This is a genomic window from Snodgrassella alvi (genome assembly GCF_002777855.1).
GTDB classification, from domain to species: domain Bacteria; phylum Pseudomonadota; class Gammaproteobacteria; order Burkholderiales; family Neisseriaceae; genus Snodgrassella; species Snodgrassella alvi_E.
Map to the genome: position 1 here is coordinate 60,610 of NZ_MEIK01000034.1, position 19,436 is coordinate 80,045.

The 19,436-nt window shown below is 40.8% G+C and carries 17 protein-coding genes and 2 tRNA genes; 8 read left to right on the forward strand and 11 right to left on the reverse strand.

What is annotated here, in order from left to right; all coding sequences use genetic code 11:
* Positions 1 to 102 precede the first annotated feature (102 nt).
* Together BHC43_RS06080 and BHC43_RS06085 are read left to right on the forward strand one after the other, a co-directional pair.
* Positions 103 to 1,731 (forward strand): ABC-F family ATPase, encoded by a 1,629-nt coding sequence (locus BHC43_RS06080; RefSeq protein ID WP_100152361.1) that lies wholly within the window; start codon positions 103 to 105, stop codon positions 1,729 to 1,731.
* Between the two features lie 52 nt (positions 1,732 to 1,783).
* The gene (locus BHC43_RS06085; RefSeq protein WP_100156815.1) at positions 1,784 to 2,329 is read left to right on the forward strand and encodes a GNAT family N-acetyltransferase; all 546 of its coding nucleotides are present in this window, start codon (positions 1,784 to 1,786) and stop codon (positions 2,327 to 2,329) included.
* An 83-nt stretch (positions 2,330 to 2,412) separates the two neighbouring features.
* Here BHC43_RS06085 and crcB read toward each other — a convergent pair whose 3' ends face one another.
* Positions 2,413 to 2,799 carry a fluoride efflux transporter CrcB gene (gene crcB, locus BHC43_RS06090; protein WP_100139909.1) on the reverse strand — a complete coding sequence of 129 codons (387 nt, stop codon included), beginning with the start codon at positions 2,797 to 2,799 and terminating at the stop codon, positions 2,413 to 2,415.
* Between the two features lie 124 nt (positions 2,800 to 2,923).
* Between crcB and BHC43_RS06095 the strand changes: the two genes are divergently transcribed.
* The 5 genes from BHC43_RS06095 to BHC43_RS06115 all read left to right on the forward strand — a co-directional run bounded on the left by BHC43_RS06095 (position 2,924) and on the right by BHC43_RS06115 (position 6,061).
* Positions 2,924 to 3,460 (forward strand): NUDIX hydrolase, encoded by a 537-nt coding sequence (locus BHC43_RS06095; RefSeq protein ID WP_100152363.1) that lies wholly within the window; start codon positions 2,924 to 2,926, stop codon positions 3,458 to 3,460.
* Between the two features lie 17 nt (positions 3,461 to 3,477).
* Positions 3,478 to 4,236 (forward strand): hydroxyacylglutathione hydrolase, encoded by a 759-nt coding sequence (gene gloB / locus BHC43_RS06100; RefSeq protein WP_100156816.1) that lies wholly within the window; start codon positions 3,478 to 3,480, stop codon positions 4,234 to 4,236.
* Between the two features lie 166 nt (positions 4,237 to 4,402).
* Positions 4,403 to 5,743, forward strand: coding sequence for a deoxyguanosinetriphosphate triphosphohydrolase (locus BHC43_RS06105; RefSeq protein WP_100156817.1), 1,341 nt, complete (start codon positions 4,403 to 4,405; stop codon positions 5,741 to 5,743).
* Between the two features lie 156 nt (positions 5,744 to 5,899).
* Positions 5,900 to 5,976: transfer RNA gene (locus BHC43_RS06110), tRNA-Arg, on the forward strand.
* A gap of 10 nt (positions 5,977 to 5,986) precedes the next feature.
* Positions 5,987 to 6,061, forward strand: a tRNA-Glu gene (locus BHC43_RS06115).
* 613 nt (positions 6,062 to 6,674) lie between these two features.
* Here BHC43_RS06115 and recG read toward each other — a convergent pair.
* Both recG and ilvD read right to left on the reverse strand, forming a co-directional pair.
* Positions 6,675 to 8,711, reverse strand: coding sequence for an ATP-dependent DNA helicase RecG (gene recG / locus BHC43_RS06120; RefSeq protein ID WP_100156818.1), 2,037 nt, complete (start codon positions 8,709 to 8,711; stop codon positions 6,675 to 6,677).
* A gap of 223 nt (positions 8,712 to 8,934) precedes the next feature.
* The gene (ilvD, locus tag BHC43_RS06125) at positions 8,935 to 10,803 is read right to left on the reverse strand and encodes a dihydroxy-acid dehydratase (protein ID WP_100156819.1); all 1,869 of its coding nucleotides are present in this window, start codon (positions 10,801 to 10,803) and stop codon (positions 8,935 to 8,937) included.
* Here ilvD and BHC43_RS06130 point away from each other — a divergent pair.
* Positions 10,802 to 10,996, forward strand: coding sequence for a hypothetical protein (locus tag BHC43_RS06130; RefSeq protein WP_100156820.1), 195 nt, complete (start codon positions 10,802 to 10,804; stop codon positions 10,994 to 10,996). The genes ilvD and BHC43_RS06130 overlap by 2 nt on opposite strands.
* 1,098 nt (positions 10,997 to 12,094) lie before the next feature.
* On the opposite strand, the gene BHC43_RS06135 is transcribed toward BHC43_RS06130, so the two are convergent.
* The 8 genes from BHC43_RS06135 to BHC43_RS06175 form a co-directional block, all read right to left on the reverse strand.
* A complete protein-coding gene (locus tag BHC43_RS06135; protein WP_100139916.1) occupies positions 12,095 to 12,673 on the reverse strand; it encodes an RDD family protein in 579 nt (192 codons plus the stop codon).
* A gap of 258 nt (positions 12,674 to 12,931) precedes the next feature.
* Positions 12,932 to 13,582, reverse strand: a complete 651-nt coding sequence (locus BHC43_RS06140; RefSeq protein ID WP_100156821.1) for an RDD family protein — start codon at positions 13,580 to 13,582, stop codon at positions 12,932 to 12,934.
* Positions 13,583 to 13,738: 156 nt separating this feature from the next.
* On the reverse strand, positions 13,739 to 14,155 hold the full coding sequence (gene nusB, locus BHC43_RS06145; protein WP_100152718.1) for a transcription antitermination factor NusB: 417 nt from the start codon (positions 14,153 to 14,155) through the stop codon (positions 13,739 to 13,741).
* A gap of 34 nt (positions 14,156 to 14,189) precedes the next feature.
* Positions 14,190 to 14,642, reverse strand: coding sequence for a 6,7-dimethyl-8-ribityllumazine synthase (gene ribH, locus BHC43_RS06150; protein WP_100139918.1), 453 nt, complete (start codon positions 14,640 to 14,642; stop codon positions 14,190 to 14,192).
* Positions 14,643 to 14,772: 130 nt separating this feature from the next.
* Positions 14,773 to 15,669 carry a DMT family transporter gene (locus BHC43_RS06155; protein ID WP_100156822.1) on the reverse strand — a complete coding sequence of 299 codons (897 nt, stop codon included), beginning with the start codon at positions 15,667 to 15,669 and terminating at the stop codon, positions 14,773 to 14,775.
* Positions 15,670 to 15,819: 150 nt separating this feature from the next.
* On the reverse strand, positions 15,820 to 16,908 hold the full coding sequence (gene ribBA / locus BHC43_RS06160; RefSeq protein ID WP_373885635.1) for a bifunctional 3,4-dihydroxy-2-butanone-4-phosphate synthase/GTP cyclohydrolase II: 1,089 nt from the start codon (positions 16,906 to 16,908) through the stop codon (positions 15,820 to 15,822).
* 1,325 nt (positions 16,909 to 18,233) lie between these two features.
* Positions 18,234 to 18,593 (reverse strand): DUF805 domain-containing protein, encoded by a 360-nt coding sequence (locus BHC43_RS06170; RefSeq protein WP_100156824.1) that lies wholly within the window; start codon positions 18,591 to 18,593, stop codon positions 18,234 to 18,236.
* Between the two features lie 223 nt (positions 18,594 to 18,816).
* Positions 18,817 to 19,431: a riboflavin synthase subunit alpha gene (locus BHC43_RS06175; protein ID WP_100156825.1), complete on the reverse strand. Its 615-nt coding sequence runs from the start codon at positions 19,429 to 19,431 to the stop codon at positions 18,817 to 18,819.
* Positions 19,432 to 19,436: the final 5 nt, after the last annotated feature.

Below are 19,436 nucleotides of genomic sequence, written 5' to 3' on the forward strand. Positions count from 1 at the left end.
TAATGCCTTTATTGTAAATGTCGGAATACGGTTTGCGGAATTTCGGCCTAAGCCTGTGCTAAAATCAGTCTATTTTGTCAGGATTTTAAAGGAAGCATTCCTGTGATTAGTACCAATAATATTACGATGCAGTTTGGCGCTAAGCCATTGTTTGAGAATGTATCGGTGAAGTTCGGTGGCGGCCATCGCTATGGTTTGATTGGTGCCAACGGCTCAGGTAAATCAACTTTTATGAAAATTCTGGGTGGCGATCTGGAGCCTACAAGTGGTGAAGTAGCCATAGATCAGGGGCTCCGTCTGGGTAAACTGCGGCAGGATCAGTTTGCTTATGAAGATATGCGTGTGCTTGATGTGGTCTTAATGGGGCACACTGAAATGTGGGCCGCGATGACAGAGCGTGATGCTATCTATGCCAATCCGGATGCAACTGAAGATGATTATATGCGCGCGGCAGATTTGGAAGCCAAATTTGCAGAATACGACGGTTATACGGCGGAAGCCCGAGCTGCTGAATTGCTTGCCGGTGTTGGTATAGATGAGCATTTGCATAATGCTAGCATGAGTGAAGTGGCGCCGGGCTTTAAGCTGCGCGTGTTGTTAGCGCAGGCATTGTTTTCCAAACCGGATGTGCTGCTGCTGGATGAGCCCACCAATAATCTGGATATCAATACCATCCGCTGGTTGGAAGGTGTATTGAATAGTTATGAATCTACCATGATTATCATTTCGCACGACCGCCACTTTTTAAATGAAGTGTGTACGTACATGGCTGATGTGGATTATGGTGGCATTACGCTGTATCCAGGTAATTATGATGATTATATGCTGGCTTCTACGCAGGCACGCGAACGTACACTGAAAGACAATGCCAAAGCCAAGGAAAAATTGCAGGAGCTGCAGGAGTTTGTAGCTCGCTTTTCGGCTAATAAATCTAAAGCACGGCAGGCTACCAGTCGCGCCAAGCTGGCAGATAAAATTAAGGCCGATATGGTGGAAGTCAAGCCATCCAGCCGTCAGAGTCCGTTTATCCGTTTTAATTTTGATGATAAGAAAAAATTGCACCGGCAGGCATTGGAAGTGCAGGATTTATCTAAACGATTTGACCGCCAATTGTTCAAAAAGCTGAGTCTTATGCTGGATGCGGGGGAACGGCTGGCAATTATCGGCCCAAATGGTGCCGGTAAATCCACTTTGCTGAAACTCTTGGCAGGAGCTTATGATGAAGCTTATAACGAAGGTATTAAAGCGGATAGTGGTAGTGTGAAATGGGCGGAAAAAGCTCAGGTTGGCTATTACCCACAGGATCATGAAAATGATTTTGACGTACCGATGACGTTAACAGAGTGGATGCGCCAATGGGGTAAAGAAGGTGATGATGAACAGGTTATCCGTGGCACTCTCGGGAGGCTGTTGTTTGGCAGCAATGAAGTCGGTAAACAAGTACAGGTGCTGTCTGGTGGTGAAAAAGGCCGCATGCTGTATGGTAAGCTGATTTTACAAGAACCAAATGTGCTGGTTATGGATGAACCGACCAACCATATGGATATGGAAAGCATCGAAGCGCTAAATATGGCACTGGAAAAATTTCCAGGTACATTGGTGTTTGTATCCCATGATCGTCAGTTTGTTTCCAGTCTTGCAACGCAGATTATTGAGCTAGATGGTGAAGGTGGCTTTGAATATTATCTGGGTGATTATGAAGGTTATCTGGCCAAGAAAGGTCTGGTTTGATTTATATTGACTGCCTGTTTACACAGGCAGTTTTTTTATATGGGAGATAATGATGAGTACAAGCAAAAATTCTGCGGTAAAACTGGTTGATTGTAATGAGCAGGTGCACGCAGAAGCCATTTTGGCACTTTTTAATCATACGATTGCTTCTTCTACGGCTCTATATGATTATGAACCGCGTACACTGGCATTTATGCATGGCTGGTTTGCCGCCAAACGTGCGTGTAACTGTCCTGTAATCGGTGCAGTGAACGAGCAAGGTGATCTGCTGGCTTTTGCTTCATGGGGTGCATTCAGAGATTATCCAGCAAATAAATATACCGTAGAACACAGTGTTTATGTGCGTGATGACTGCCGTCGACAGGGACTGGCGCGCATGCTGATGCAGGAACTGATTGAACGTGCACGCAAGGCTGATATGCATATTCTTATGGGGGTGATTGATGCGGCTAATAGTGGCAGCATCGCCCTGCATGAACAGCTGGGTTTCACTCATGTAGGCACGCTACCACAGATAGGATTTAAATTTGGCCACTGGCTGGATGCGGCTTTGTATCAGCTGATTTTGGACACCCCTCTCAGACCGATAGACGGTTGAGAAGAAGCAAGAAGAGAATCAACAGCATATCAATGCTGTTTTTTTATTGGCAGTACTTTGATATGACTTATTTATAGTATTTTTCAGACGAATTTTAGCCACCACTGTATGCAAAACAAGCCGAATATGGTGAGCAGCAGAGAACCGCCTGTATGTAAAAGCATATGGGTGAGCGCAAGTACATAGCGGTGGGACTGAAGTAATTGTACTGATTCCATGGAAAAGGTTGAAAACGTGGTTAATCCGCCCAGAAATCCTGTAATAACGAACAAGCGCCATTCAGGGGCTATATTAACGAAATGTAGAAACAGACCACTTGACAACCCGATCAAATAAGCGCCAATCCAGTTTGCAGCTAAGGTGCCATAGGGTAGAGTGGAATGAATGGTGTTTAGACTGATACTTAATAACCAACGTACAACAGCACCCAGTGCTGCACCACCAGCAATCGCAAATATAGACCGATACATAAACAAACTACCGAAACAGGATACAGATTCAATTATTTTACGCTAAAGCAGCGCCACTAATATTGTCAACTACAGTTGAAATGGCTACGCTAAGGTTCTCAACTACACTAAAAAATTTATTTTTATGAATCTAACCGAAACTAAAATCAGCAGTGAAGAAGTTTATCATGGTACCTTTATCAATGTATTTGAAGATACTGTTTGTCTGCCCAATGGTAATCAGGCGCAACGGATAGTGGTGCAGCATCCAGGTGCAGCTGCAGTGTTGGCGGTAACATCAGAACAAAAAGTAGTATTGGTGCGTCAATGGCGTTATCCGGTAGGGGAAGCCTTACTTGAAATTCCCGCTGGTAAGCTGGATGGAAAAAATGAAGATCCGGCTCACGCTGCTGTGCGTGAATTGGCTGAAGAAACCCCTTATACAGCCACAGAAGTTAAACTCATTCACACTTTTTACACCGTTCCAGGCTTTGGTGATGAAAAAATGTATCTTTATCTTGCTGAAAATGTGCAAGCTGATAGTAAGCTGAGTGCAGACGAAGATGAGATAATCGAGCCTGTTTTACTCAGTAGGGAAGAGGTGCGTAAAGCGTTGGCCAGTAATCAGATTCATGATGGTAAAACATTGATTGCGTTGCAATATTGGTTATTGTATTGCTAAAGTTGGAGTGGGCTGTGATGCAGATTCTTCCGATATCCGTTTTAACTGATAATTATATCTGGCTGTTACATCAGGAAAAGCAGGCTGTTGTGGTCGACCCTGGAGAAGCGCAAGGTGTTATTGATTATCTGGTTGAGCATGAGATAACTCTAAATACCATCTGGCTGACCCATACACATTATGACCATGTCGACGGGGTTTCTGCTTTGTTACAGCAGTTTCCACAGTGTGTGGTTACTGGGTCGGGTAGATGGGGGGCGGTAAACTGGCCAGTTACAGAAGGGAGCCGGTTTGCAGCTTTCGGACAACAGGTATCCGTATGGCACATACCTGGGCACACAGAAGATCATCTGGCTTATATACTCACCGATGACGAGAGCCGGCAACATGTGTTTTGTGGTGATACACTCTTCAGTGCAGGTTGCGGGCGGGTGCTTCCCGGAGCCATGGCCAAAATGTTTGCCAGTTTGCAACGTCTAAACAGTCTTTCACCTGATACATTGTTATATCCAGCACATGAATATACTGCGGCCAATCTAAGATTTGCACATGCAGTTGAGCCGGATAATGTGGCAATCCAGAAAGCCTCAATACAAGCTGAAACGCTGCCAACTCTGCCGGTTACATTAGCTCATGAACGCGCTATCAATCCTTTTTTACGTATCAGCCAGCCACAGGTAATCGCCGCTGCAATACAACATGGTTTGCCGCGACAAAATGCTAATCAGCCGCTGGCTGTTTTTACCTGCTTACGCGAATGGAAAAATCAATTCTGATTCCGATGCCGATTGCAGCATGTTATCATTGAGGCAGCATAATAACGAAGGAATAAAAGAGTTGAAACAAGGTTGAATGCCTGAGAAAGATGATATTAGACTGAAAAAATCAGGGTGCATTCAGCTTATCAACTGCCAAAATATGAATACAACATCTCGATACAGGATGAACTGGAAACAACTGTTAAGTACCCAGCGTTTTAAACCGAACAATGGCAGTATCGTCCCTACCGTAACCGCGTCCAGTGAAGAAGGTGCAGAAGCTCTACGTACAGATTTTCATATAGACTATGACCGTGTGGTGTTTTCCAGTGGTTTTCGCCGGCTAGCACGTAAAACACAGGTGCATCCATTTGCTTTACATGACCACACACACAATCGCCTGACTCATAGTGTAGAAGTGGCTAGTGTGGGACGTAGTCTGGGGAATCGAGTCGGCGTAATGCTTGCAAAAGGTGATTTTTTACCACCAGACAGTCACCCAGCTGATATCGGAGCCATTGTACAGGTGGCTTGTTTAGCACATGATTTTGGCAATCCGCCATTTGGCCATACTGGTGAAGAGGCTTTGCGTGAATGGTTCCGTGATCCGCAACATGCCCATTATTTACATAAACTCAGTGCCGTTGAACGCAATGATATTGAAACTTACGAAGGTAATGCACATAGCCTGCGTCTGGTAGCTAGTCTGGAAATGTATCAGAATGATGGCGGAATGAGGCTCACAGCGTCGGTTATCGGCGCTTTAATGAAATATCCATGGACAAGTTCAGCACAAAAAGGGCGAAATAAATTCAATATTTATCAGACTGAACTGCCTTTTATTCGCTGCGTAGCAAAACAGCTAGGCTTGCTTACTGCGGGTGAGAATCAATGGGTACGGCATCCTTTATCCTATCTGATGGAAGCGGCTGATGATATTTGCTATGCATTACTCGATTTAGAAGATGCAGTCGAACTGGAACTATTGCAGGTTAAAGAAGTTGAGCAAATTTTATCTAGACTGATCAATCAGGAATATAACTTGCATTCAGACACTAGTCAGGCACACTGTGCACGATTGCGTGGTATCGCCATTGGCCGTGCTGTAGATGATATCGCGCATACCTTTATCAAGTATCATGGAGATTTATTAAACGGCGAATTTCGCGGTAAAGATCTTATTGAATTGGCAAGTCCTGATGTTAGTGATGCGCTTAATGCTGCTAAGGATTTGGCATGTAAACGCATATTTCGTCATCAGAGCAAATTAATTACCGAAATCGCTACTTTTCCCTGTCTTGGTTCGATATTGGGTCTGCTGGTACCAGCAGTACATGACTTTATTAAAACCGACAAAATGAGCAAGCGGCAGGAGCTGGCTTTGTCATTATTGAAAGAGCAGAAACTAACTCGTGACGATAATTTGTATCAGGCTTATATGAAAGTGCTGGATTTTGTTGGCGGGATGACGGATAACACAGCAGCGAAGCTGGCACGCGAAGTGTCGGGTATTGGCATGTTGTAATTATTAGCACTGATTAAATGGATAAATAATTATTTAAATCATGTGTATAAATATTATTTTTAATTTTGTGCGGTTTTTTTCTTGCCAAGAAGCAAATTATTGCGTATTATCGCGCTTCTTGATTTTCGGTGACTCGTAAACGAGTTCGAAAGCAGTGCACCCGTAGCTCAGTTGGATAGAGTATCTGGCTACGAACCAGAGGGTCGGGCGTTCGAATCGCTCCGGGTGCACCATTAAGCTAACGCGCCCATCGTCTAGCGGTTAGGACATCGCCCTTTCACGGCGGTAACCGGGGTTCGATTCCCCGTGGGCGTGCCAGATTTTAAAAACCTGTTTGATTGTTCAAACAGGTTTTTTTATTTTTCTGAATTAGAAAAAAGAATAATTTGACTATTCGTAGGTACTAAAATACAGAAACAATGACGCATTTGAGATAAATACTTGAAATATTGAATAATTCATGATTGTCATAGAGTCAGGCTGAAATCATAACTGCATATTATAAGTAAGTTATACATCTGCTAAGTTGAAATATATGTTTATCAGCAATACTTGTGAGGCAATTACTTTTGAATAACGGCCACTTGAAATCAGTTTCGGATTTTGTCTTAGCCGATGATAGTTGCTGGTTTGCGCTCCCAAATATCATTCAAGTATAAGATGGCATAAAAAAAGAAATAATTTTAAAAAATATATAAATACAAATGATATTAATATATTGATAAATAATGAAATCATTATAATTATATTCAATAATCCTAAACAATTTATTCAGACATCGTTAGATAAAATAAGCTAGAGAATGCACAGATAAATCTTGAGCGTGATTTTGAACTTATAAATGAAGAAAAACTTAAAAAGGGATCGATTTTTCTAAAAATTGTGTGCAAGTAAAGTGTAAGTAAATTTTGAATCCGGTAACCATCATCCTTTATACGCCAAGATAAGCAGCTCGTTGCGCCAGCCAGCGCTGTAAATGCTTTCTGACCACTTGTGGTTGCTGATTAATCAGCAGTGGTGTCAAATTGCGGGCTTTTTCTAGTAAGGGCAAGTCCTCTTCCAAGTTTGCAAAACGCAGCATTGGTACACCGCTTTGACGCGCGCCAAGAAACTCTCCCGGTCCACGGATATTCAAATCCTGCCGAGCAATCTCAAATCCATCGGTATTTTCATAAATCACTTTCAAACGGGCTTTTGCCAAATCGCTCAACGGTTCACTAAACAATAAAACACAGCGACTGGCCGCAGAACCACGACCCACACGACCACGTAGCTGATGCAGCTGCGCTAGCCCCATCCGTTCTGCATGTTCAATGACCATCAAGCTGGCATTTGGGACATCTACACCCACTTCAATGACAGTTGTAGCCACCAGCACCTGTATCGTGCCAGCCGCAAATGCGGCCATCACTTCTGCTTTTTCCATCGATTTCATGCGCCCATGTATCAGGCCAATGTTTAGCTGGGGTAGTGCCAATTGTAACTGGGCAACGGTATCAACTGCCGTCTGTAACTGTAATGTTTCAGACTCTTCAATTAACGGGCACACCCAGTACACTTGCCGACCCTGAATGCAGGTATGTTGTACCAGTTTTTCAACTTCTTGCCGACGCGTACTATTGACCAGTCGGGTCACTATAGGGGTGCGTCCCGGTGGTAATTCATCAATAACTGAGACGTCTAGATCAGCAAAGAAGCTCATGGCTAATGTGCGTGGTATCGGTGTAGCAGACATCATCAACTGATGTACATCACTGCCCTTATTTTTCAGTGCTAAACGTTGAGCTACGCCAAAGCGGTGCTGTTCATCAACAATGACTAAACCCAAATTATGAAACGAAATATCTTCCTGAAACAAGGCATGTGTACCTACAGCGAGTTGCATTGTTCCATTTGCCAGCTCTGTTTTGATTTTTTCTCTAGCTTTTTTGCGCACACTGCCCGAGAGCCAGCCCACTGTTATGCCTTGAGAGGCAAACCATTGTTGAAATTTCAGATAATGTTGTTCTGCCAAAATTTCCGTGGGCGCCATTATTGCAACCTGAAAACCTGCTTCCACCGCAATAGCAGCGGCCAGTGCACATACAATGGTTTTACCACTGCCTACATCTCCCTGTAATAGACGATGCATTGGATGTGTTTGTGCCAGATCGGTTTTGATTTCATTAATAGCACGTTGCTGGGCACTGGTTAAAGCAAAACCTAAATTTGTCTGTAGAAGCTTGCTGATGTGTCCATTACCAGATAAAGCTGCAGCATGTCCTTTTAATCGTTGCTGGCGTGCCAGCCGCATCGATAGTTGCTGTGCCAGTAACTCATCAAATTTCAATCGTTGCCAGGCAGGTAAGGTGCCTTGATGTAAATCCTGTATTGAGTATTCTGGTGGAGGAGAGTGCAGAAATTTCAAACTCTGTAATAATGGTGGTAAGTGCAATTGCTGCAATAATTCATCAGGTAATGTATCGTCGTCAGGCAGATGTTTCAGTGCGGCCTGAATCAGCCGCCGCAATGCAGGTTGATTCAGGCCATTAACCGTGGGATAAACAGGAGTTAGACTTTCTGATAGTCCTTGCTCAATATCAGTGCGGATTTTTGGATGCACCATTTCATCACCAAAAAAACCGTGTCTGATTTCTCCTAACGCCCGAATCACTTTACCTTCTGCTAGTTGCTTTTGCTGACTGGGGTAAAAGTGAATAAATCGCAGATACAGAACATGTCCGGATAAATCTTGTACTTGTACGATTAACTGTTTACGGGGACGAAACTGGATTTGTTGATGAATGACCGTGGCTTCAATCTGTACAGGAATACCGGCACGAGCATCGGCAATTGGGGTAATATGAGTTTCATCCTCATAGCGTAAAGGCAGATGCAGAGCCAGATCCCAGATATTATTGATATTGAGCTTGGCCAGTTTAGCCTGTGTGGCGGTACTGACGGGGAAAGGAAAATCTGCTGTAGACATGGTCAGACAGTTAAGAAACAAGAAATATCCTTGTTAACATAACACGATTACACGCATCATGCTATTCCTGCTGATACCATGTAGATGTAATAATTAAGAAACTTTGGCTGCCAAATAATTTTTTATGAGCAAAACCAGAAATAGAGTTATATTAAGTATAAAAAATACCCGTTTTACAGATCGAGTTTCAATTTCGCTGCAAAACGGGTAATGTTTAGACTAATTAATCTTGTCTTTCTACTTGAGATACATCACGTACAGCACCAGTATCGGCACTTGTAGTCATGGCGGCATAAGCGCGCAATGCAACGGAAACATGGCGTTGACGGTTTACCGGTTTCCATGCACGAGCACCACGGCTTTCCATTTCTGCTCGACGCTGCGCTAATTCTGCATCGGTGACTGCCAAATGTATGCGTCGCTGCGGAATGTCAATTTCAATGATATCGCCCTCATGCACCAGCCCAATATTGCCACCTTCGGCTGCTTCAGGAGAAGCATGTCCGATAGACAAACCGGATGTACCACCGGAAAAACGGCCGTCGGTGAGTAGAGCACAGGCTTTGCCCAGACCTTTGGATTTCAGGTAACTGGTCGGGTAGAGCATTTCCTGCATACCGGGCCCCCCTTTGGGACCTTCATAACGAATAACGACAACATCGCCAGCCACAATCTGATTACCTAGGATCGCTTCAACAGCCTCATCCTGACTTTCAAATACACGGGCACGGCCAGTGAATTTCAGAATGCTATCGTCGACACCGGCGGTTTTTACTACACAACCACGTTCAGCCAGATTACCAAACAACACCGCCAAACCGCCATCCTGAGAGTAGGCATGCTCTTTATCACGAATACAACCGTTTTTGCGATCTAAATCAAGCTCAGGCCAGATGCAGCTTTGTGAAAAAGCCTCAGTAGAGCGTACACCGCCCGGAGCCGCCTGATAACGGTGACGGGCATCAGTATTGGCTGGATTGCTGATGTCCCAATGTGCGATGGCTTCGGCCAATGTAGGCATATGTACAGTGTGTACACTGGTATCCAGCAAGCCGGCACGATTTAGCTGGGACAGAATAGCCATCACACCTCCGGCGCGATGAACATCTTCCATATGATATTTTTGTGTAGCCGGAGCCACCTTGCACAGACAGGGTACATGCCGGCTCAACTGATCAATATCTGCCATTTTAAAATTCACACCAGCTTCAGTCGCAGCAGCAAGTAGGTGTAATACCGTATTGGTAGAACCTCCCATGGCAATATCCAGACTCATGGCATTATTGAACGCAGCCTTTGTTGCAATACTTCGTGGCAGCACACTGCTATCATCTTGTTCATAATAGCGTTTGGCAAGCTCAACAATTCGTCGGCCGGCCTCAAGGAACAACTCTTTGCGTAGACTATGAGTGGCCAATAGTGAGCCATTACCGGGTAAAGATAAGCCTAGTGCCTCTGTCAGGCAATTCATAGAATTAGCGGTAAACATGCCCGAACACGAACCACAGGTTGGACAGGCACTACGTTCCACTTTGGCAACGGTTTCATCGCTTATTTTGTCGTTACCGGCCTCAATCATGGCATCAATCAGATCCAGTTTGCGTGTGTGCTGCTGGCCGTCTGTAGTGGCGATAATTTTACCGGCTTCCATAGGGCCACCGGAAACAAATATAGTTGGAATATTGAGACGCATTGACGCCATCAGCATGCCCGGGGTGATTTTGTCACAATTGGATATGCACACTAAGGCATCTGCGCAATGCGCATTAACCATATATTCAACGCTATCAGCAATCAAATCGCGTGAGGGTAGGCTGTAAAGCATACCTTCATGCCCCATGGCGATGCCATCATCTACGGCAATGGTATTAAATTCTTTAGCGATCCCGCCGGAACGCTCAATTTCACGTGCAACCAGTTGACCGATATTGTGTAGATGTACGTGGCCTGGTACAAATTGAGTAAAGGAGTTGGCAATAGCGATAATCGGTTTGCCAAAATCTTGATCGGCGACACCGGTGGCGCGCCATAGTGCACGCGCACCGGCCATATTTCGCCCGTGTGTGGATGTCTGTGAACGGTATTGTGGCATGATGCATTCCCTTGTATTGTTTTTTATGTGTAAATGTAAAACAACTGCCAGCTATGGTACGCAGGCAGTTGATGTTTGTAAACTCAAAGCTATGCTCTGGTTACAATTGTTTTGGCTAGATAGTCTTCAAGCGTACGATGGAAACTCTCAGTATGAAGCGCATTATCATCCAAATGACATGAAAATAGTGTAATAAGATTGGGTTGATTCAATGTAGAAATGATATCTGGATAGAAAATCAAATTTAATGTTAGATTAATGACTATTAGCCCGAAAAAGACAATACAGAACGAATTAAAACTGTACCTATAAAACTGGGATTGTTTCTGTTAATCACGATTACTTTTATGCTCATTAGTTTTTGCCAAATGATTATGCTTTGGTGCTCATAAATACACTCTGGCCAACAAAATAGATTAATAAAGGAAAAACACCTAATATGATAGCAATATTTTTAAGCCATTTTGCTTTGGAACATTACAATCAAAAATAAAATCGTTCTTAGCGATAATCCCAGATATAAAATAGCCAGTTAATGATAATCACTATAGTTCGTTTCTTAGGTAAAGCAAGCTCAACTTCAATTTCAGATTCCATTGCTGAAATGGTTCATTAGAATATTTTGTGATTAAAAAAATTGGAAATTATCAGTTATATATATCGATAAGATTAAGAACCAAAAACAGCTGACAATGTGTAATATGATAATACTTATAAGAATCAATAGATGATAAAACGGTAAGCCGACTCGATATATTTTAAAACCTAGAATAAACAATTATTTTAGAAATAGTTCCAAATGGTGCTGAACTTAGTATCTTATTATTTCATAGTAATATATTATTAACTGATATTAATGAGCGCATATTATTAAAATATATATATAACTACAAAATTTTATTTAGCAATATATATTGTGGAAGCAAACGATTCTTATAAAATATAACAGATTCTCTGCTCTGGCATTGCAAAATAATTATGAAAAAAATTGTTTTTAACTAATTTTCTTGATTTGTCTAAATGTATTTAATAATTATTGTATTTACAACATAATTTGATTAATTATTTAAATTTATATAATAAGGTGAGTGAAAGCAAAGCATGATATGAATAAAGTTGTTTTCTAGATTGATTATCTGTGAGTTGATAGAGCAGCTTACTTATACCGCTGCTCTATCTGATTTGGTTAACTGACTCACTAATGCTTGTCATCATAGTTTAAAACAGTCTATGTTGTTTTAAAAAATAATTTTATATATAAAAATATTTAGTTAATTAATACATACTATGTTTAGTTATTAACTTTGATTACTATTGTGCGGGCTAAATAATCCTGAAGTGTACGATGGAGGGTTTTTTTTCTAAACAGCATCACTAGTAGAATAAATGGTGTCAGATATTCAAAAAAATTACTGGTTAAAGTCTCAGGAAAATTCAAGAGACCCACAAAAATAAACGTTAATATTAACGAAACAATAGTGACAATCATATTAAAAACCATTTCACGGAGTAAAACTGTACCGATAAATCCAGGATTTCGTCCATCCATGCCAATAACTTTAATATTCATCAACCGCTTGCCTAACGATTGACCTGTTTTACTCATTAATATAATTTGCCAAATTCCATAAATGGTTAGCGGTATCATTATGCATAATACAGGACCTATCAGATTATAACCTATAGATTTTGATCGAATCATTTCTATGATAAGGATGATTATTCCTGGCGTTACAACTATCGATGTCAACAGAGTATTAATGATGTAGGCGGCAATTCTGTTCCACGGACTAGCCAGCTCAACTTCTGTTTCTTTTTCAGACTGAGCATCCACGAGATTAGAAGAAAAATTTTCGAGGTTATTAGGCATAATAATTGTCTATTGGTTATTGAAAAGGATGGGTTAAGTTTATAACTCAATGCTATTATTTAAGCATTTAAAATCAAATATTCTAAAGATTGTTATTTGTTTTCCCAACGTTTTGAAAATTAATATTCAAAATAGTTGATGAATTTCTATGTATTTGTTCTTAAGTTTTTAGATGTAAGTGGTATGTCAATATAAGAAATAGGTGTGGCGTAATTTTTACTTAATCGACATTAATTATACAATCACAAATACAGCTTCTCATTTAGGGAGTGTAATTCTGATTCTTTCATCTTTAACGGTATTTCTAGTAGAAACAACAATGGTACCAGCCATAAAATCCTGAAATGTACGTCGGTTCCATTTTTTAATAAATACCATAGCAGGAACTAACATAAATACAAAATATCCGATACCAAATGTGATTAAACTCAAAACAATTACTAGAATTTGATAAATTAATTCACGTAAAATTACATTACGGGCAAAGCCAGGATTTTCTCCATTTGTTCGGATGACCCAGATTTTAAGAATGCGTTTACCTATAGATTGTCCGTATTTGCTCATCCAGTAAACCTGCCATAAAGTATAAACAATCAGCGCAATGAAGGTTAAACCAATAATAATTTTTGTGGCAGGCTGGCTTATCCAGCTCACAAAATCTAGACTTTGATACTCATGAATATCTGTTGCATTATCTGTATCGTAATCGGATATATCTGGGATCGATAAACACATTAGAATATATAAAGGTATAAAAATCAAAGAGGTTATTACCTGATTTATCATTACGGCGCTCATACGAAGAGCGGGGGAGGCCAGCTCCAGTCTATCTTTTGGCAGGGCAGGACAGGATTGCTGGCTTATGCCTAAATCCGAAACTGAAATTTTTATATTAGATTTATTTTGCATAAAAATTCTCAAGAAAATTATATACACTATTGTAAATATATGATGAATTTTACGCAATATATGTTAAATATTATGAATTATGATCAGTGCTCGTTTTGTAAAAAAAAACAGACTGTTTGTCAGTCTGCTTGTCATTCTGCAAAAATAAAATTTGTTTTAAGATGTAGTTCTCAGTTCGGCAGAAAGTTTATCCAGAATCCCATTGATGAATTTGTAGCCATCAGTTCCGCCAAAGGTTTTGGTAATTTCTATAGCTTCATTAATAATGACGGGGTGGGGTGTTTCTGGCATAGCGGAAAGTTCATGACAAGCCATTAACAATACAGCACGCTCCACTGGACTCAGCTCGTCTTCATGTCGGTCCAGTAGTGGGCGGATTCGTTTCATATAATCGCGCTGATTGTTATAGGCGCCGAAAAAAATCTGAGTAAATAATTCGCCGTCGGCTTTGGCAAAATACTCATTGTCACGAATATTCTGGGCAATAATGGCGGCAGATTCTTCTTTGTTTAGCTGAGCTTGATACAGAGCCTGTACCGCAAACTGACGGGCACGTCGGCGTGGAGTGATCATTGACATGTATAAGGTGTCCTTGTTCGGAAAATAATTAATATTTGGTTTTAAGCAAATTGGCCATTTCAATGGCCACCACCGCAGCTTCGCTTCCCTTGTTATACATGCGTGCCAGTGCCTGTGCATCATTTTCGGTGGTAAGAATGGCATTGGCTATCGGAATTTGGTGTTCTAGGCTAATGCGGGATACGCCTGCGGCAGCTTCATTGGATACCAGTTCGAAATGGTAGGTTTCACCACGAATCACTACGCCAATAGCCACTAAAGCGTCAAATTTTCCGCTGCGAGCCATGCTTTGTAATACCAGCGGTACTTCCAATGCACCGGGAACTGTGGCCAGTGTGATGTCGTTATCGTTTACCCCTAGTTTAACCAGACGATCGGTGCAGGCTTTAACCAGTTCTACGCCAATCGGATTAGTAAAACGTGCCTGTACAATGCCGATATGCAGACCGGTACCATTATGTTCTGGGGTAATGATATTCATTTGATTTCCTTTTGTCAGTTTAGCCAAAAGCGTAAAGTGCAAGAACAGGCTAATATGTTCACGCTCTTACAACGCTAATGCTGGTATTTATCGGACTGATTTTACCGAATTTGCTGATAGGGTGGAATGCCTATGCGGTTTTTTTCAAATTGTGTTTTGGTTTGAGTGAACCCAGATAGATGGCTAGAAGAGTTAAAGCTGTTCCTGTCCATTGGAGTGCGTTTATGGGTTTATTCAGGATAAAAAAGTCTATTAGTATGGCAGCCACTGGTTCGCTCAGTAATAACAGTCCGGTTAAGGTTAATGATAAAAGGGGTACGGCATAGGCAATCAATCCCCATGCAAAACATTGCATGACTACGCCGTAAATCATTATCAGCAGCACATCTTTCATGCTTGATGGCCAAAAACGATGAGTGTCTATCAGGATGCTGGGTACAATTAATGCAGCTACTGCACCTACACTTACCAGCAGCATGAGTGGAAATAATGAAACTGGTTCTGACTGATGTGCCTGCCGGATACAGGCCATAGAGGCAGCCATGGCACCTCCTGAAATCAGGCCGATAAATATGCCGTATCCGCCATGGCTGTTGTGATGCAGCTCAGGATGGGCAATGAGTATAATGCCGATTACAGACAACAGCATGCTGAATAATTGTAGTTTACTCTGTCGTTCACCGAAGAAAAACCATGCGATGGCAGCTAGAAAAAAAATCTGCATACTGTTGAGCAAAGTAGAAATTCCAGGCCCAACAGCGTGAATACTTTCATGCCAGAAAGCCAGATCGAAACCTAAAAATACGCCGGACAGAATACAAAACCGTTTAGCCGTACCGCTAGTTGGTAATTTTTGTCCAAAATGTCGGCTGAGCAGCAAAAAAACGATGCCACCTATGAATACGCGCCACAGGGCTACGGCATAGGAACCAATTGAAACAAATTTGACAATCAGACTGCCGAGCCCGAAAACCACGCAGCCAACAGTTAAACCGGAAGCAGCCCATTTTTGTGGGGTGAGTTGCATGAAATTCTATCCTTGAAAGCCACATTACAATAGGCTGTCCGAATTATCTGATGGCAGCAGATGATGACATCAGATAGTTCGGACAGCCTGAGGGTGCGTATTGTATTTCAAATGGGCTACTAAAATATATACTTGTTTCGTAAAGAAATATTATTTAGTTGGTTCTTCAAATCCGGATACTTCAAGACCAAAACCATTCAAACCGGTAAAGGCTGATGGCTTACCCATTACTCGCATACGCTTTACTTTGAGTCCGGCCAGTATTTGTGCACCGATGCCATAGGTTTTGCTGTCCCATTGTCTGGCCTGATGAGTGCCTTTTGGTAAAGTACGGTCGAGCAGGGTAGCACCGGTTTCGGTTCGATGCATAAGAATAATTACGCCAGCATCTGCTTGCTGAATACGAGCCATGGCTTCCGGTAGTGGCCATGTGTGTAGCTGATTCGGTTGTAAAAAATCCATGGCACTGAATGGTTCGTGTACCCGAACCAATACTTCATCGACTGTTTCTGGATTGCCTTTTACCAATGCTAGATGAGTTTCCCCTGATAGCTGATCTACATACACATGCTGAGTGAAATCACCCCATGTAGTATGAATGGTGTTGACACCCAATTCTTCTATCAAACTTTCATGGCGGCTGCGGTACTCTATCAGATCAGCAATCGTTCCGATTTTAATGTTGTGTTTTTCGGCAAAAATCTTTAGTTCTGGCATCCTTGCCATGGTACCGTCATCATTGATGATTTCACAGATAACGGCTGCTGGAATCAGACCAGCCAGTTTGGCTAGATCAACGCTGGCTTCAGTATGGCCGGTACGTACCAACACACCACCTTTTTGTGCACGCAGTGGGAAAATATGGCCTGGTTGTACAATATCTTCTGCCTTTGCGGCTGGTGAAACAGCTGCCTGTACGGTATGAGCCCGGTCTGCGGCAGAAATACCGGTAGTGATACCATGAGCTGCTTCAATGGAAACGGTGAAATTGGTGCCATACTGGGCACCATTATTCTGGGTCATCAGGGGCAGGCGTAGACGGTCTACAATTTCTTCTTCTAAAGGTAGGCATACGAGTCCGCGGGCGTATTTAATCATGAAATTGATGGCTTCCGGCGTAACAAATTGTGCCGCCATGATTAAATCGCCTTCGTTTTCACGGTCTTCTGCATCAGTAAGAATAACCATTTTGCCTGCTTTAATGTCTGCAATAATTTCTGGAATGGTGGCAATGCTCATGATGTTTTCAACGCTCCCTTGGCAAAATAATGTGTATTTTACTCCTGATTGAGTAATACCGGATGCTTTAATCTGCACTACTCGCGATGACTTGTATAGATAGGCTGCAATAAGCTCTTGCCGCTTTGTTGTTTGTTGGAATATGCAGACTATTGAAATATCAGTTGATGCAAAAAATACAAAATATTGTTTCTTCTTTGGTTTACGATATTTTATCGCCGTGTTTATAAATATTTTATTGTTAGGTCGTTCTTCAGGTTTTTATTCAGGAATGTTTGGGATGTATGGCCCATTGGATAATCTGTATCCCCTTAGAAATACCATTATGTTAGATAGACCGTCAAACAAGCTGCAAGCAAAATTAGAAAACCATTACCAATAAATAATATTAAAGATAATAGAGTCTTGGGTATACCCCAAATACAACCGATTACAACTATTACTTTATAGAAATTATTGGATTTTATTTCAAAAATCCAGACGGTTATTATGTGTCTTAGTATTGATACGGCACAAAAATTGATAAAGCTAATATATTATTCATGTAATTTAGTTTGGGGATGGTAATTATTTCTATCATCAATTTTGCAATTATCATGCAATTGTTCAACTCAAACAAACTTAAATAGATAGGCCAAGCGCTGATAACTAAAATAAAAAAAGAACCTGATAATTAAATAAGAAAACCTTTTTATTATATTCTATTGTTATTTTGCTTCTCGCTTTTTAGCATTTAATTTAAATCCGATAAAGAATTATGTTGAGTGAAGTTTTCTCGCAAGAAGTTTATCTTATACTGTGTTATTATATTTAAATAATGCCATACCAATATAATTTAAATTAATTTATATGATTTGTTATTCAAGCTTAAATTTGGTTTGATTGGTTAGACAATTCATCTATTTCTCGAATGCTTTATTTTTAAAAAGAAAAATTAAATATATTTGAAATTTGATTAATATTATATTTTGACTAAGAATAAATTTTGATTTTAGAAATTTCTTGTATTAAGTTTTTAATCATGCATTGGTGTAACTGACATTGGTTTGTTTAAAACATTAATATATACACTGTATCAAATAGGAAAGATATGATAAATCATCATAAATTTATAACTATTCTTCGTGCATATTTTTTTTCACTGAATGCTTACGCTCTCATAAAACTATATCTGATAAAGCGATTAAACTGAAAACTAAGTTAAGATTATCTTTATTTTAATTCACTAGAATAGTTATAAAATATATTAGCTTGGATATTAATAAAATTCTTATAAAGTATTTTTAACCACCTCATGAACATCATTGCTGAGGTGGTTGAGTGTATTAATATTTAGGATTTGGACCGTATTCATTATCACCCGGTGTGGAGTCCAATAGGTTGAAGATAAATATTACTAGTGGGCCGATTATAGGAATTAAGTTTAATAAAATCCACCAGCCAGAACGACTGATATCGTGTAATCGACGCACTTGTACCCCTAAGGCTGGCATAAATAATACTAAACCCCAAATTAATTGAATCATTTTAATGGTTGATTCTTCTAATCCGAGAACAGATGCGATTATGCCTATTAAAACGCCAATCAAGAATATTATTAAGGTAAAAAACCAGTATTCTTTACGACGGGCCCGACCTTGGAAATTAAAATAATTTGTGGTCATACAGCTGATAAACCATTCCATAACAATAAGTATCCTAGTGTAAAATAATTAAAAATTGCAATAGCTTTATTATTTTAAATATACTTAATAATATATAGTAATTATTTACATATATTATCATTTAATGGTTTGGATTGTTGTTCTTTTCTAATGTTCAGGTTTTCCGTCTGCCTTTTTTATTAAATAGTAATGGCTGATAAGAATGCTTTAAAACAGGGTTTAAAAATTTGGTGCAGCAATGAATTTATTGTTTATGCTGTAATTGCAGATATTTTTGCACTGTATCTACAATTGCCTGTGTCTGAGCATCTATCTCTAGATTGATGCAATCGTTTACCTGACATCTTCCAAAAAGTGTCCTGTTCATCGTTTCAGGTATCAGGTGGACATTGAATTCTTCTGTGGTTACCTCACCGATTGTGAGGCTGCATCCATTTAAACCAATAAAGCCTTTGGTGAGAATATAGGGAGCGGCGCTAGCTGGTAATTTGAACCACACTGTCCGATTAGGCGGGGTATCGTCAATGCGGATTATGCTTGTAGTAGTAAAAATATGTCCGCTCATGATATGGCCACCAATTTCATCACCATAACGGGCGGCGCGTTCAATGTTTACGGCATCACCGATATTTAGTTGGCCGAGATTGGTTCTGGCCAAGCTTTCTGCCATTATATCGAAAGAGACTTCATCACCTTTAATAGCCGTGATGGTGAGGCAGCAGCCATTGTTAGCTACGGAGGCACCGATAGAGAGGCTTTCGCTGGCGCCTTGTGGCAGGCGTACTTGTATAGTGCGCAATTGCTGCTTTTCGCTGATAGCGGTGACGATACCTAATCCTTGTACGATGCCTGTAAACATTGATG